Source organism: Pseudomonas sp. NA-150 (genome assembly GCF_044336365.1).
GTDB lineage: Bacteria > Pseudomonadota > Gammaproteobacteria > Pseudomonadales > Pseudomonadaceae > Aquipseudomonas.
In genome coordinates, this window is record NZ_CP172305.1 from 4,707,719 (window position 1) to 4,722,648 (window position 14,930).

Here is a 14,930-nt window from a genome sequence, read left to right on the forward strand (position 1 = left end):
GAACGCAGCCATTGTGTCTATAAATAAGGCTTTAAAGCCCTCTTTCAGCAATAAGTTGATCACTCAGGCAAGTTTCTTGCACGCACATGCTTGTGAAAAAGGCGAAAAAACAGGCTTACAAATCACTATCAAAGTTGTATACAATCGATCCATCGCGGTGGCGCCAGCCATCACACAAAGACAAGCACAGAAGGAACACCACAGTGAGTGCTGACTATCCACGCGACCTGATCGGTTACGGCAACACCCCGCCCCACCCTCACTGGCCGGGCAATGCCCGCATCGCGCTGTCCTTCGTGCTCAACTACGAGGAAGGCGGCGAGCGTAATATCTTGCACGGTGACAAAGAGTCCGAAGCCTTCCTCTCCGAAATGGTCTCTGCCCAGCCCTTGCAGGGCGAGCGCAACATGACCATGGAATCGCTCTATGAATACGGCAGCCGGGCCGGCGTGTGGCGCATTCTCAAGCTGTTCAAGGAATTCGATATCCCGCTGACGATCTTTGCCGTGGCTATGGCCGCGCAGCGTCATCCGGACGTAATCCGCGCCATGGTCGAGGCCGGGCATGAGATCTGCAGCCATGGCTATCGCTGGATCGACTACCAGTACATGGACGAAACCCAGGAACGCGAGCACATGCTCGAAGCGATCCGCATCCTCACCGAGATCAGCGGCCAACGTCCGCTGGGCTGGTACACCGGGCGCACCGGGCCGAACACCCGCCGGCTGGTGATGGAGGAAGGCGGCTTTCTGTATGACTCCGACACCTACGACGACGACCTGCCCTACTGGGAACCGAACAACCCGACCGGCAAGCCGCACCTGGTGATTCCGTACACCCTCGACACCAACGACATGCGCTTTACCCAGGTCCAGGGCTTCAACAACGGCGAACAGTTTTTCCAGTACCTCAAGGACGCCTTCGATGTGCTGTATGCCGAAGGTGCCGAGGCACCGAAGATGCTTTCTATCGGCCTGCACTGCCGCCTGATCGGGCGTCCGGCACGCCTCGCTGCGCTGAAGCGCTTCATCGAGTATGTCAAAGGTCACGATCACGTGTGGTTCAGCCGTCGCGTCGACATCGCTCGCCACTGGCACGCCGAACACCCATACAACAAGGAGGCGCAATGAGCCGCTTTCAAACGCTGACGCCCTCGACCCTGAGCCGCGAAGCCTTCGTCGCTGCCTTCGCCGACATCTACGAACACTCGCCGTGGGTCGCCGAAATGGCCTACGACCTGGGGCAGGACGCCGATCTGGATCAGGTCGAAACCCTGCACGCCCGGATGAGCGATATCCTGTTGAGCGCTGATCATGCCCGGCAACTGGCGTTGATCAACGCTCACCCGGACCTTGCCGGCAAAGCCGCCGTGCAAGGCCAACTGACCGAAGCCAGCACCCACGAACAGGCTGGCGCCGGTATCCACCAATGCACGGCTGAAGAGTTCCAGCGCTTCACCGAGCTGAACGACGCTTATAAAGCCAAGTTCGCGTTCCCCTTCATCATGGCGGTGAAAGGCAGCAACCGGCATCAGATTCTCGCCGCCTTCGAAACGCGCATTCACAACCCGATCGACACCGAGTTCGACTGCGCGCTGGCCGAGATCAACAAGATTGCCCTGTTCCGTTTGCAGACCCTGTAACCGCCCACTCCCAAGCCAATTTTTGAAAGGCAGACCAGAACAATGAAAGCTTACGCCGCACCCTTCGAGAAGTTCGTCAACCTGGCCGACGCGCGCCTGGGCACCAAAATCATCTCCGTCACCGACGACTGGTTCGCCGACGCCAACCGCCTGTTCCAGCCCACCCCGGCGGTGTGGAAGGAAGGCGTGTTCGACGACAACGGCAAGTGGATGGACGGTTGGGAATCGCGCCGTAAACGCTTCGAAGGTTACGACACGGCGGTGATTCGTTTGGGCGTTGCAGGCTCGATCAAAGGCGTGGACATCGACACCTCGTTCTTCACCGGCAACTACCCGCCATCAGCCTCGCTGGAAGCCTGCTTCCTCAGTGAAGGCGAGCCGGACGACGGCACCCAGTGGACTGAAGTGCTGTCCGCCGTCGAGTTGCAAGGCAACAGCCACCACTACCACGAAATCAAAAACGAACAGGCGTTCAGCCACCTGCGTTTCAACATCTACCCGGACGGCGGCGTTGCACGTTTGCGGGTTTATGGTGTGCCGTTCCGCGATTGGTCGTCGGTGGGCGACAACGAACAGATCGACCTGGCTGCCGCGTTGAATGGCGGTCGTGCCCTGGCCTGCTCCGATGAGCACTTCGGGCGCATGAGTAACATCCTCAACCCGGGCCGTGGAGTGAACATGGGCGACGGCTGGGAAACCGCGCGTCGCCGTACGCCAGGCAATGACTGGGTGATCGTCGCCCTGGGCCATGCCGGTGAAGTTGAAAAAGTGGTGGTCGACACCCTGCACTTCAAGGGCAACTACCCGGACAGCTGCTCGATCCAGGGCGCGTTCGTCAAAGGCGGCACTGACAGCCAGATCGAAACCCAAAGCTTGTTCTGGCGCGAACTGCTGCCGGCGCAGAAACTGGAGATGCACGCCGAGCACAGCTTCGCCGAACAAATCAAAGCCCTCGGCCCGATCACCCACATCCGCTTGAACGTATTCCCGGATGGTGGCGTGAGTCGCTTGCGCGTACTGGGCAAGGTCGCTAAGTAACTGCAAAACTCTGTAGGAGCGAACTTGTTCGCGAGAGCAATTGTCCAGTCGACGAAGCTGTATCGAATGCATCAAAAGCCTCGCGAACAAGTTCGCTCCTACAGATTATTCATTCATTTGAGAACGAAGAAACCAGCATGCGCACATTGAAGATCGAACCCCTGAGCAAAGAAGCCTTCGCCCCCTTCGGTGACGTGATCGAAACCGACGGCAGCGATCACTTCATGATCAACAACGGTTCGACCATGCGTTTTCATCGTCTGGCCGAGGTGCAAACCGCCACGCCGGACGACAAGGCAATCATCAGCATCTTCCGCGCCGAAGCGCTGGAGATGCCGTTGACCGTGCGCATGCTGGAACGACACCCGCTGGGCAGCCAGGCTTTCATTCCGCTGCTCGGCAACCCTTTTCTGATCGTGGTCGCGCCACTTGGCGATGCACCTGAATCAGAGTTGGCCCGCGCTTTCATCACCAATGGCAAGCAGGGCGTTAATTACCATCGCGGCGTGTGGCACCACCCGGTGCTGACGATCGAAAAGCGGGATGACTTCCTGGTGGTTGATCGCAGTGGAACTGGCAATAACTGCGACGAGCATTTTTTCGAGGAGGATCAGATGCTGATCCTCGCCCACCAATAAGAGAGGGCCTGACCATGCATCCGCGCATATCAGGCGAGAGGTACAGACTGTGGAAGCACATTTGATGGAATGGCTGAACCTGAGCGTACGCTGGGTTCACATGATTACCGGTGTCGCCTGGATCGGGGCGTCGTTCTATTTCGTCTGGCTGGAAAACAACCTGAATCGGGTCAACCCGCGTGACGGGCTGGCCGGCGATTTGTGGGCCATCCATGGTGGCGGTATCTACCACCTGGAAAAATACAAACTCGCGCCACCGACCATGCCGGACAACCTGCACTGGTTCAAATGGGAAGCGTATTTCACCTGGATGTCCGGCATCGCGCTGCTGTGCGTGGTGTTCTACTCCAACCCGACCTTGTACCTGTTGGCACCCGGCAGCGGCCTGTCTGGCGCGGAAGGCGTGGCCATTGGTATTGGTTCGCTGGTCGCTGGCTGGTTCATCTACGACCTGCTGTGTGATTCGCCGCTGGGCAAACGCCCTGCCCTGCTCGGCCTGATCCTGTTTGTGCTGCTGATTGCCGCCGCGTTCGGCTTCAGCCAAGTGTTCAGCGGTCGTGGTGCTTACCTGCATGTCGGCGCGATCATCGGCACCATCATGGTCGGCAACGTGTTCCGCATCATCATGCCGGCGCAGCGCGCACTGGTCGCCGCCATCGCCGCCAACCGCACGCCGGACCCGAGCCTGCCAGCCAAAGGCTTGCTGCGTTCGCGGCACAACAACTACTTCACCCTGCCGGTGCTGTTCATCATGATCAGCAACCACTTCCCGAGCACCTACGGCAGCCATTACAACTGGCTGATCCTGGCCGGGATCGCGGTGATGGCGGTGTTGGTGCGTCACTACTTCAACACCCGTCACAACAGCCATAAATTCGCCTGGACCTTGCCGGTCGCCGCGCTGGGCATGATCTGCCTGGCGTATGTCACTGGCCCTGCGCAAGTGTCGAAAGGCCCTGAAGTGGCCGGCCCGGCGAAGATCGAATACCAGCCGCTGCCGCCAACGGCGGTGGGTGGTCATCGGGCTGATGATCCTGTCGCAGCACCCGCTCCTGCACCGGCCGCACCGGCAGTGACACAAGCCAGCGGCGTGGACTTCAACCAGGTACACAGCGTGATCAAGGAACGCTGCGCCGTGTGCCATTCGGCCAACCCGACCAGCCCGTTGTTCAGTGCGGCACCGGCCGGCGTGATGTTCGACACCCCGCAACAGATCCAGCAACTGGCGCCGCGTATCCAGGCTCAGGCCGTGGTGTCGCAGGTCATGCCGCTGGGCAATATCACCCAGATGACCCAACAGGAACGTGACCTGCTGGGCGCGTGGATTGATAAGGGAGCCCAAACCAACTGACGAATAACCTTTGTAGGAGCGGGCTTGCCCGCGATAAGGCCGGAACGGCCTTCTGATGTCCCGACCGCTCCGCGATCGATCGCGGGCAAGCCCGCTCCTACAGGCAATACACACACCGCTCTACGAAAATAAAAACAAAATTCGAGGTGTTGCATGTCCGAGTCAATCCCTGCTGCGCCAGCACGACAGCCCCTGCCACTGTTGCAAATGATTCTGGTGGGCCTGCAACACGTCCTGTTGATGTACGGCGGTGCCGTCGCGGTGCCGTTGATCATCGGCCAGGCGGCCGGGCTGTCCCGTGAAGAAATCGCCTTTCTGATCAACGCCGACTTGCTGGTCGCCGGGATCGCCACTGTGGTGCAATCGCTGGGCGTCGGTCCGTTGGGGATTCGCATGCCGATCATGATGGGCGCCAGCTTCGCGGCAGTCGGCAGCATGGTAGCGATGGCCGGTACGCCAGGCGTGGGGTTGACCGGGATCTTCGGTGCGACCATCGCCGCCGGTTTCTTCGGCATGTTGATCGCGCCGTTCATGTCGAAAATCGTGCGCTTCTTTCCGCCACTGGTCACCGGCACGGTCATCACCTCCATCGGATTATCGTTGTTCCCGGTCGCGGTGAACTGGGCGGGCGGCGGCAGTAAAGCGGCAAATTTCGGTGAGCCGGTCTACCTCGCCGTTGCAGCGTTGGTGCTGGCAAGCATTCTCCTGATCAACCGCTTCATGCGCGGCTTCTGGGTCAATATCTCGGTGTTGATCGGCATGGGCCTGGGTTACCTGATTGCCGGGCTGATCGGCATGGTCGACCTCAGCGGTCTGGCCCAGGCACCGTGGTTGCGGGTGGTCACGCCACTGCACTTCGGTATGCCCGAGTTTCACCTCGCACCGATCCTTTCCATGTGTCTGGTGGTGGTGATCATCTTCGTCGAGTCCACCGGCATGTTCCTAGCCCTGGGCAAAATCACCGACCGTGAAGTCACTCCCGGCATGTTGCGTCGCGGCCTGCTGTGCGATGCGGCGGCGTCGTTCCTCGCCGGCTTTCTCAATACCTTTACCCACTCGTCTTTCGCGCAGAACATCGGCCTGGTGCAGATGACCGGCGTGCGCTGCCGTTATGTCACGGTGGTCGCCGGTGGTTTTCTGATTAGTTTGAGCCTGCTGCCGAAAGCGGCGTTTCTGGTGGCGTCGATTCCACCCGCAGTACTCGGCGGCGCGGCCATCGCCATGTTCGGCATGGTGGCGGCCACCGGGATCAAGATTCTGCAAGAAGCCGACATTGCCGACCGTCGCAACCAGTTGCTGGTGGCGGTGAGCATCGGCATGGGCCTGATTCCGGTGGTGCGCCCTGAGTTCTTCGCCCACTTGCCGTTGTGGATGGGGCCGATTACCCACAGCGGGATTGCCCTGGCGACGATCAGCGCGGTGCTGTTGAACCTGATGTTCAACGTGCTCGGCGGTATCGAGCGTGAGGCCATGACCAAGCCTGCACATCTCCACTAATCATTAAACCCCATTCGCTACTTGAGTCGCGCGGCATGAGTCAGTATTCTCCGCCGCCGCTCGAATCCGGGGTCACTTCACTCGTTTAAAAACACCTGACCGGCTGAACCGTTAGTTTGTTCAACCGTCGACGCTCGAGTCATGCCTGACGATTGCCGAAACCGACTGTTCCCCTATCAGTCGTAACGGATGTTTTTCGTTTTTTTTCAATGGCTTGGAGTAAGTAACAAACACACTAAACGCGCCGTTTTCACCCTGTAAAAACAAGACGCCACGACAGAGCGTCACCCCGATAAAAACCGAGCAACTCAACCCTGGGAGCAACCCGCATGACCCGACTTTTTTCCAGCCTGATACTTGCCGGCAGCCTGCTGGCAGCCGGACAGACCCTTGCCGGTGATCTTGTACAATGGCAAAGCAACAGCCTTACCTATTTGTGGGGCCAGAACTACACCGTCAACCCGGAAACCCAACAGACCATTACCTTCGAACATGCCGATGGCTGGAAATACGGTGACAACTTCCTGTTTGTCGACAACACCCGTTACAGCGGCAAGGGTGACCCTCAACTCGGCAGGTACGGCGTCTACGGCGAGTTCTCCCCACGCCTGTCGGCGGGCAAGATCTTCGATCGCAAGTTCGAGTTGGGCCCGATCAAAGACGTGTTGTTGGCGTTCACCTACGAGTTCGGTAAAGGCGACGTCGAGTCTTACCTGATCGGCCCCGGCTTCGACCTGGCGATCCCCGGCTTCGACTACTTCCAGCTGAACTTCTACCAGCGCACCGCCGACGGTTCACGCCCCGGTAACCATATCTGGCAGATCACACCGGTCTGGTCCTACACCATCCCCGTCCCCGGTTCAGACATCCTGATCGACGGCTTCATGGACTGGGTGGTCGACAACGACAAGAACGCCCACGGCACCTACCACGCCAACCTGCACTTCAACCCGCAGATCAAATACGACCTGGGCAAGGCGATGCACATCGGCGAGAAGCAGCTATATGTGGGTGTCGAGTACGACTACTGGAGAAACAAATACGGGATCGAGAGCAGCTCGGGTTTCGACACCGACCAGAACACCGCGAGTTTGCTGGTTAAAGTGATGTTCTGACACACCGTGTCCAGCTGATCGCGGGCAATCGAGCGTCGACCCGCTCCTACAAAATATCGCATTCAACTGTAGGAGCGGCCGGTCGACGCTCGATTGCCATCGCACAGCAACTTCTTTTCTTGAAGCATTCTTGACGACGAGCATTATTGGCATCATATTTTGAAGCCGAAAACCATCCTCGAGGAATCCGACATGTTGATGAACAATAAAACCGTGCTGATCACTGGCGGCAACAGCGGCATCGGCCTGGCCACCGCCGCATTGCTGAAAACTCAGGGCGCACGCGTGGCGATTACCGGCCGTGATCAGGCCAAGCTGGACGCAGCCGTGGCCGAATTGGGTGGCGATGTTCTGGGGATTCAGGCTGATCTGAATGAAATTGCTGACGTTGAATCGATGGTTAGACAATTGACCGAAGCCTTCGGCAGCCTCGACGTAGTGTTCGCCAACGCAGGTGTATCGGGGCCTACACCGCTGGGCACCACCACCCTGCAGGCATTCGACACCATTCTGCGCACCAACCTGACGTCGGTGTTCTTCACCGTGCAGGGTGTGTTGCCGCTGCTGAAAGAAGGCAGCTCGGTGATCCTCAACGGTTCGGTGATGCGTGAACTCGGTTCGCCAGGCTCGTCGGCTTATTCAGCGACCAAGGCCGGGATTACCGGGATGGCCAAGGTCATGGCTGCCGAGTTGGCGCCGCGCGGGATTCGGGTCAATACGGTGATTCCGGGTGCAACCCGCACGCCTATCTGGACCCGTGGTGCGCGCCAGGGTGCGAGCATTGATGCAGTCGAAGCAGCGTTCGGCCCGCGCGTGCCAATTGGCCGGATCGCCGAACCTGAAGAACTGGCGAATGCCGTGTTGTATTTCGCGTCGGACATGTCGATTGGCGTGACGGCGGCGGAGATTGTGGTCGACGGTGGGACCACCGGCGCGCCGTCGGGGGCACCGATTTTCCGTCAGGGTTAATCCAGCCCGCTCCTACGACAGACTCAGGCCGTCCTTGAGCCAACTGTACAAACTCATTCCCTCCCGCGACAACTCACTGTCTGCCCGGCGGCACAGGTAATACTGGCGTCCGTCGTCCACCGTCTGATCAAACAATTTCACCAACTCGCCACTGGCCAGGTACGGCAATACCAGCGGCTCGCGCAACAACGCGCAGCCCAATCCGGTCAAGGTCGCGGTCAATGCCAACTGACCATCCTCAAACAGCAATCCATTCAGCGCCGCCGGGTGCTTGACCCCGGCCGCCTGAAACCATTGCGCCCAACTGCCGCGCTCTTCGTCGTGCAATAACGGCAGATCGACCAACGCCTCGGGGCTGTTGATCAGGCCATGCTGTTGAAGCAACGCCCGACCGCAATACACCCCCATGGCGCCAGAGATCAGCGGCTCGCTGTGATAGCCCGGCCAATGCCCGGTGCCGAAGCGAATCGAAATATCCGCCGCGTCGCTGGGATAACTGCGGTGGTTGGCGTAGGTCACGTTGATTTCCAGCCCCGGATTTTCCGCCAGAAACCCTGGCAAGCGCGGGATGAACACATTGATCCCGAACAACGGGATCAGGCTGACGGTGACCTGGCGCATCGCCGACTTTTCCCGCACATGATCGGTGGCGCTGCGCAGCACGGCGAAGGCCGAACGAATCGCCCGGTAATACTCGCGACCCTCATCGGTAAGCACCAGGTTGCGCCCTTGCCGGGCTGTCAGCGGTTGCCGGAGAAACGTCTCCAGCAGGCGCAACTGATGGCTCACCGCCGACGGCGAAACATCCATCTCGCGCGCAGCCGCATTCACCCCGCCGTGTCGGGCGAAAGCTTCGAAGGTGCGCACGGCGCGCAACGGAGGATCATTATCTAACTGTTCTATATTATTCATGTATTGAGTTTAAACCCGCTCAAAACAACTTTCATAGTCTGTTTTATGTTCATCAACGCCTTTATTTACGGAGACACTGGTTTTTTCTTACGCTATGCCAATCCGATATTTGATAAAAACAGAATAAATACTTACTGTGCATTTCTTACTGTTTTATCGAGCGGGACTTAACCATGAGCACTCACGACGGTGAACTGGGCATTCTCGCCAGACGGCGGATCGAAGCCGAAATCATCAAACCGATTTATCAAATCCTGGTCCGCGATTATGGGCAGGAAAAAGCCGCCGCCGTGATCGGCGAAGCGGTGTCCCAGGCTGCGATCGAAGCCGGGAAAAGTTTCGCCGCCCGCGAGCCCAACGGTCCCGACCTGGAAGGCTTCGTCGCCCTGCAAGTCCTCTGGGAAAAGGACGACGCGCTGAAGGTGAACATCATCGCCAGCGACGCCACCCATTACGACTACGACGTCAAACGCTGTCGCTACGCCGAGATGTACCACGAGATGGGCCTCGGCGAGATTGGCCATTTACTGTCGTGCAACCGTGACGAATTGTTCATCGTCGGCTACGACCCTCGAGTCGAACTGCAGCGCACCCAGACCATCATGGGCGGCGCTTCGCATTGCGACTTCCGCTACAAGGTCAAGGATCAGGAGCACCCGCTATGAGCCAGCAGCCAAGGGTCAACGGCGGGCGTTTGTGGGATTCATTGATGGAGATGGCGCAGATCGGCGCGATCCCTAAAGGTGGCGTGTGTCGCCTGGCCTTGAGCGAAGAAGACCGCATCGGTCGCGACCTGTTCGTGCAGTGGGCGACAGACGCCGGCTGCAGCATTCGGGTGGACGCTATGGGCAATATCTTCGCCCGCCGCGCCGGACGAAATAACGATCTGGCGCCGGTCATCACCGGCTCCCATGGTGACTCACAACCCACGGGCGGCAAGTTCGACGGTATCTATGGCGTGCTGGCCGGGATCGAAGTGATGCGGGCATTGAACGATCACGACATCCAGACCGAACGCCCGCTCGAAGTGGTCAACTGGACCAACGAAGAAGGCTCGCGCTTTGCCCCGGCGATGATTGCCTCCGGCGTGTATGCCGGCGTGTTTGATCTGGAATACGGACTGTCGCGTACCGATGCCAAGGGCATCACCATTGGTCAGGCGCTGGAGCAGATTGGCTATGCCGGCAGCGAGCCGATGGGCGGCCGCGAGCTTCATGCGGCGTTCGAACTGCACATCGAACAAGGCCCGATTCTCGAAGCGGAAAACATCACCATCGGCGTGGTCAGCGGTGCTCAGGGGCAGCGCTGGTACGAAGTGGAACTGACCGGGCGCACGGCCCACGCCGGTACCACGCCAATGAACCACCGCCTCGACGCCCTGCTCGGTTTTGCCCGCGTCGTCGAAGCCGTGCACTCCTTGGGTCTTGAGCAAGGCGCTGAAGGGCGCGCTACGGTGGGCATGGCCAACGTCTTCCCCAACTCACGCAATGTGGTGCCGGGTCGGGTGTTCTTCAGTGTCGAATTCCGTCACCCGGACGAAGCCGTGCTGGTTGGGCTGGACATGGAGCTGCGCGAACAAGTGGCGATGATCGCCGACGAGATCGGCTTGACCTGGCGCGTGGAGCAGATCTTCCAATATGCGCCGATAGCTTTCGACAGCGACTGCATACAGCGCGTCAGCGAGGCCGCGAGTGCGCTGGGCTACAGCCAGCGCCCGATCATCTCCGGTGCCGGCCATGACGCCTGCTACCTCAACCGCGTGGCACCCACCTCGATGATTTTTGTGCCGTGCGTCGATGGCTTGAGCCACAACGAAGCCGAACACATCCATCCGCATTGGGCCGAGGCCGGGGCCAATGTGTTGTTGTTGGCGATGTTGGCCAAGGCCAGCGAAGTGTAAGCAATTCCCTGTAGGCGCTGCCACAGGCTGTGATTGGCCGTCAAACGCGGCGACCGCTTCGCGATCGATCGCAGCCTTCAGCAGCTTCTACAGATGACTACGAAACGCCGCACCCAGCGCCCGCAGCATTTCCCGCGTGCGCGGCTCGGTGGCGCGGGAGTAGAGGACGATGTCCGACGCGGGCATCGGCGGCAGGCCCAACCGCTCGCCGACATCCACCGCCCCCGGTGGCGCCACCCGTTGGGCCAACGCGGCAACTCCCAACCCCGCCGTCACCGCCGCCGCCACGGCCAGCACCCCACCGCCAATAAACACCTCGACCCATGGCACTCCGGCGGCATCAAGCGCTTTAATGGCGACACCTCGCACACCACAGGGCGCCGCCAGGGTTGCCAGACGCAGCGGCTCGCCCGGTCGTTGCTGCCAGCTCGGCGATGCGAACCAGCCGAAGTACTCCGTCACCAACACCTCGCCATCGGTGCGCGCCCCTTCGCGCCGCACCACCACGGCCTCCAGTTCGCCGGCATCAAACGCCGTCACCAGATCTCGCGATGAGGCGATGCGCACTTCGATTTGCAACAGTGGATCAAAGGAGCCCAGCCGTCCCAGCAATACTGGCAAATCGGCGCCGGCGACGTGATCGCTGATGCCCAGCGTCAAACGTCGCGGCAGCACGGCTGTCGGCTCGGACACCGCCCGCTCATACGCCAACAACAACTCCCGCGCCCGCTCAATAAACCCGGCGCCCTTTTCCGTCAGTTGCACATAACGCGGGGTACGCTCCAGCAAGCGATAACCGAGGCGGGTTTCCAGTCGTTTGAGCTTGAGGCTGATGGCGGCCTGTGAGGTATCCAGCACTTCAGCGGCGCGGGTAAAGCTGCACAGGTCGGCGATCAGGATGAAGCAACGCACGGCGTCGATATCCAGGGGTTTGCGGGCATCAGTCATATCAATTTTTTATCTCAGATATATTTATCCCTACATTGTTGAAATCATAGCGCAAGCGCAGGCTCAGGTCTCCTTCAGCAAAACCGGAGAACTCTGATGCTTGCCAAACAGTATTCACACCGCCTCCCGGCCGATTACGACATGAACATCATTCGCCAACGCGCCATCGCCCGCGGCCCGCTGTGGGACGACATTCAAGGCCTGGCGTTCAAGGCATTCGTGGTGCAAACCAAGGGCGAGCATGGCGCAGTGGGCAATCTCTATGCGTCGGTCTACCTGTGGCACGACAGTCAGGCTGCCGTCGAGCTGATCATGGGTGAACGGTTTCAAGGGGTGATCGACAGCTTCGGCCGCCCCGCCATCGAAAGTTGGCTGCCGCTGGATGCTCGCGCCGGCCAGGCAAAACAGGCGTTGACGCTGTACCGCGAAGAACTGCCGATTGCGGAAAACGCTGACCGCCAGGCGTTGTTGCAGGCTGAGGTTGAGCGTAATCAGATGATTGCCCGGCAAGAAGACACGGTGGCAGTGGTGACGGCGATTGATCTGGCGACGTGGTGCTTGATTCGCCTGCGCGTGTCGTCTGAAAAGCCGAGTTCAGTGCATGCCGGGGTGGCGTATGAGGTGCTGCATCTGGCGCGGCCTGGGCTTGATCAGTTGGGCAGGTAAATCTGCAGTGCCTGTTCCGCCGTCTTCGCCAACACGATGGCTCCCACACTGGTGTTGAGCCGGACACATAATCTGCGGCGAACCCGATTTCTGTATAAGCCAACGTGTTGGCAAATGGCATAACGCGGTGTGCCTGATACACCGCCATCGCGGGCAAGCCCGCTCCTACAGGGGTTGTCGTTACGGACTCAACGCTGATACGCCGCCACGGCATCGATCTCCACCAACGCCCCCGGCAACGGCAACCCGGCCACTTGCACGGCGGTTCGTGCGGGTTTGTTGGGCTGTTCATCGGTGCCGAAAAACGGTGTGTAGCCCTCCTGTAAGCCAGCAAAATCCAGCTTGCCGTCCAGCTCTGGGACGCCGACTAAAAACACCCGTAACTGCACGATATCGCCGAGGTCCAGTCCCTGTGCCTGTAGCGTTTTCTGGATTTTGCGCAGCACCGAAACGGTCTGCACGGCGGTGCTGCCATAGGCGGACGCGGTGCCCGGCGGGGCTTGCGGATCGGCGATATCGGGCAAGGCGCCGCTGACGAACACCAGATTGGCGGTCGCCGGAACGGTCACGGTCTGGGAAATCGGAAAACTACCATTGCTGGTGCGTTGGATGCCTTCACTCATGGTGTCACTCCTTGAAAAATGGGATTGATCAATCAGGAAACAGCGTGGGAGGCCTCGGCCTGACGCTGGCGCAACACTCGTTCGCCTAACTGGGCGACCACATGCCGCGCCGAGTTGGCTGCCGACTCCTGCCAAATGCCGACGCCGCTTTGCACCAGGCCATCGCTGGCGAGGTAGACACGACCCTGAGGCTGCTCCAACAGTGCGTGGGCATCCTCGGGGAAATGTTCGCGTTGCAGCCATGGGCCTTCGCTGAACGGCACCTGCTCCCACGACACGGCGAGCGGTTGCTGCAACGCCTGGGAATGTCCCGGATGCAATAATTCCACGGCTTCGCGTGAGGCAGCGTATTGCTCCGCCAAGGGCCGCGCGCCAAACGCTGCTGCGCCTTCGCCGGTGACGTATCCGGCCACCAGCAAACCCTCCTTGTGGTTCAGGTCGTTGCTTGGGTACCACACAACCTTGGCAGGATGATCGAGCCAAGACAGCCCACCGAAAATCCGCTCATTGCGCTCCCAGAAACGCTCCGATTGCCACGCCACTTTGGTCGCCTGATCGTTGCGGGTAGTACGCAGCGCGGCCTTCACTGGATCGCTGAAATCAGTATCGAGTCTGGCCAGCAACGGCAGTGGCAAGGTCGACACCAGGTAATCGGCGCGCACCACCTGCTCCAGCCCACTGTGCTGATCGTGATAGGTCACGGCAACGCCATCGTCGAGCTGGCGAATACGCTGGACCCGAGCGCCGAGTTGAACCTCCGCGGTCAGTCGACTGTAGAAGGCGTCGACGATCCGGTCCATGCCCCCCACCGGCTGAAACATCGTCGCGGAAAACTCCGGGTATTCGGTGTGCAGCAACGCCCCCCACAGCTCCGGATGCAGCAGGCGATCCAGGGCCAATGGCGCGACGCTGGCGGGTAAAGCGCCCGGACGCGGCTCGGCAACGTAGTGCCCGGAACGAATACTTCCTTCGTACACCAGCGCTTGGGACAGATCGCCATAACCCTGCAGAAACGCCAACAACCGGGTGCGCTCTTCAGCGCTCAGCACATCATCCAACGTGTCACGCTGGATCGCTGTCGCCAGCAGCCCCGCAAGGTGCCCACGGGTATCGTTATGCGCCTGGCGCACGCTGAAGGCAGGTTGTTGCAAATCAGGGCGCACCTGCGCGCCATGGCTGCTGTTGATCAATACCTCAAGCGGTACCCCCAGTTCGCTGCAATAGTCGAGGATGGTCCGATGCTGGCTCGGCAGGCGTGCCGGACCGGCGTTGAAATACAAACCCTGGGCAAAATTGGCGGTCTGCCGGCGACCGTCCAGATAGTCGACTTGATCCCCCTGGCGCAGGGTCCAGTTACGCCCGCCCACCCGATTGCGTGCTTCCAGAACTTGCACGGTAAAACCGGCGCGCTTCAGTTCCAGAGCGGTCACCAGCCCGGCAATACCAGCGCCGAGCACCAGCACCCGCGCGCCCCGACCCAAGTCCTTGGCCAGCTTCAATGGCTGCGGCTGGCGGTGCGCCGAAGGGCCAAAACCCAAGGCACCGAGGGCGGCCTTGGCGGCTTTTTCGCCGCCGACTGCCGAAATGCTCGACAGCGCTTCTCGTAGCGTCAATCCCATGTTTATGCCTCC

15 protein-coding genes are annotated in these 14,930 nt (G+C 60.0%); 11 read left to right on the forward strand and 4 right to left on the reverse strand.

Going from position 1 to position 14,930, the window contains the following annotated elements:
• Positions 1–203: 203 nt before the first annotated feature.
• The 8 genes from puuE to ACF0H7_RS22280 all read left to right on the forward strand — a co-directional run bounded on the left by puuE (position 204) and on the right by ACF0H7_RS22280 (position 8,250).
• Complete coding sequence (gene puuE / locus ACF0H7_RS22245; protein WP_397449013.1) at positions 204–1,130, forward strand: allantoinase PuuE; 927 nt, start codon at positions 204–206, stop codon at positions 1,128–1,130.
• A complete protein-coding gene (gene uraD / locus ACF0H7_RS22250; RefSeq protein WP_397449014.1) occupies positions 1,127–1,642 on the forward strand; it encodes a 2-oxo-4-hydroxy-4-carboxy-5-ureidoimidazoline decarboxylase in 516 nt (171 codons plus the stop codon). Before puuE ends, uraD begins: the two co-directional genes overlap by 4 nt.
• Before the next feature lie 42 nt (positions 1,643–1,684).
• A complete protein-coding gene (alc, locus tag ACF0H7_RS22255) occupies positions 1,685–2,680 on the forward strand; it encodes an allantoicase (protein WP_397449015.1) in 996 nt (331 codons plus the stop codon).
• A gap of 137 nt (positions 2,681–2,817) precedes the next feature.
• Positions 2,818–3,318, forward strand: coding sequence for an ureidoglycolate lyase (locus ACF0H7_RS22260; protein WP_397449016.1), 501 nt, complete (start codon positions 2,818–2,820; stop codon positions 3,316–3,318).
• A 49-nt stretch (positions 3,319–3,367) separates the two neighbouring features.
• The gene (locus tag ACF0H7_RS22265) at positions 3,368–4,669 is read left to right on the forward strand and encodes a urate hydroxylase PuuD (RefSeq protein ID WP_397449017.1); all 1,302 of its coding nucleotides are present in this window, start codon (positions 3,368–3,370) and stop codon (positions 4,667–4,669) included.
• Positions 4,670–4,822: 153 nt separating this feature from the next.
• On the forward strand, positions 4,823–6,166 hold the full coding sequence (locus ACF0H7_RS22270; RefSeq protein WP_397449018.1) for a nucleobase:cation symporter-2 family protein: 1,344 nt from the start codon (positions 4,823–4,825) through the stop codon (positions 6,164–6,166).
• A 329-nt stretch (positions 6,167–6,495) separates the two neighbouring features.
• On the forward strand, positions 6,496–7,281 hold the full coding sequence (locus ACF0H7_RS22275) for a hypothetical protein (RefSeq protein WP_397449019.1): 786 nt from the start codon (positions 6,496–6,498) through the stop codon (positions 7,279–7,281).
• Positions 7,282–7,473: 192 nt separating this feature from the next.
• Positions 7,474–8,250 (forward strand): SDR family NAD(P)-dependent oxidoreductase, encoded by a 777-nt coding sequence (locus tag ACF0H7_RS22280; RefSeq protein WP_397449020.1) that lies wholly within the window; start codon positions 7,474–7,476, stop codon positions 8,248–8,250.
• Positions 8,251–8,262: 12 nt separating this feature from the next.
• Here the strand turns inward: ACF0H7_RS22280 and ACF0H7_RS22285 are convergent, their stop codons facing one another.
• Positions 8,263–9,162, reverse strand: coding sequence for a LysR substrate-binding domain-containing protein (locus tag ACF0H7_RS22285; protein WP_397449021.1), 900 nt, complete (start codon positions 9,160–9,162; stop codon positions 8,263–8,265).
• Between the two features lie 173 nt (positions 9,163–9,335).
• On the opposite strand from ACF0H7_RS22285, the gene ACF0H7_RS22290 reads away from it, so the two are divergent.
• On the forward strand, positions 9,336–9,827 hold the full coding sequence (locus tag ACF0H7_RS22290) for an L-2-amino-thiazoline-4-carboxylic acid hydrolase (RefSeq protein ID WP_397449022.1): 492 nt from the start codon (positions 9,336–9,338) through the stop codon (positions 9,825–9,827).
• Positions 9,824–11,062, forward strand: a complete 1,239-nt coding sequence (locus ACF0H7_RS22295; RefSeq protein ID WP_397449023.1) for a Zn-dependent hydrolase — start codon at positions 9,824–9,826, stop codon at positions 11,060–11,062. Before ACF0H7_RS22290 ends, ACF0H7_RS22295 begins: the two co-directional genes overlap by 4 nt.
• Before the next feature lie 87 nt (positions 11,063–11,149).
• Here ACF0H7_RS22295 and ACF0H7_RS22300 read toward each other — a convergent pair whose 3' ends face one another.
• The gene (locus tag ACF0H7_RS22300; RefSeq protein WP_397449024.1) at positions 11,150–12,010 is read right to left on the reverse strand and encodes a LysR family transcriptional regulator; all 861 of its coding nucleotides are present in this window, start codon (positions 12,008–12,010) and stop codon (positions 11,150–11,152) included.
• A gap of 96 nt (positions 12,011–12,106) precedes the next feature.
• On the opposite strand from ACF0H7_RS22300, the gene ACF0H7_RS22305 reads away from it, so the two are divergent.
• The gene (locus ACF0H7_RS22305) at positions 12,107–12,676 is read left to right on the forward strand and encodes a DUF4865 family protein (protein WP_397449025.1); all 570 of its coding nucleotides are present in this window, start codon (positions 12,107–12,109) and stop codon (positions 12,674–12,676) included.
• 188 nt (positions 12,677–12,864) lie between these two features.
• Here the strand turns inward: ACF0H7_RS22305 and ACF0H7_RS22310 are convergent, their stop codons facing one another.
• Together ACF0H7_RS22310 and ACF0H7_RS22315 are read right to left on the reverse strand one after the other, a co-directional pair.
• Positions 12,865–13,299: a RidA family protein gene (locus ACF0H7_RS22310; RefSeq protein ID WP_397449026.1), complete on the reverse strand. Its 435-nt coding sequence runs from the start codon at positions 13,297–13,299 to the stop codon at positions 12,865–12,867.
• A gap of 32 nt (positions 13,300–13,331) precedes the next feature.
• Positions 13,332–14,918 carry a flavin monoamine oxidase family protein gene (locus tag ACF0H7_RS22315; RefSeq protein ID WP_397449027.1) on the reverse strand — a complete coding sequence of 529 codons (1,587 nt, stop codon included), beginning with the start codon at positions 14,916–14,918 and terminating at the stop codon, positions 13,332–13,334.
• Between the last annotated feature and the right edge of the window lie 12 nt (positions 14,919–14,930).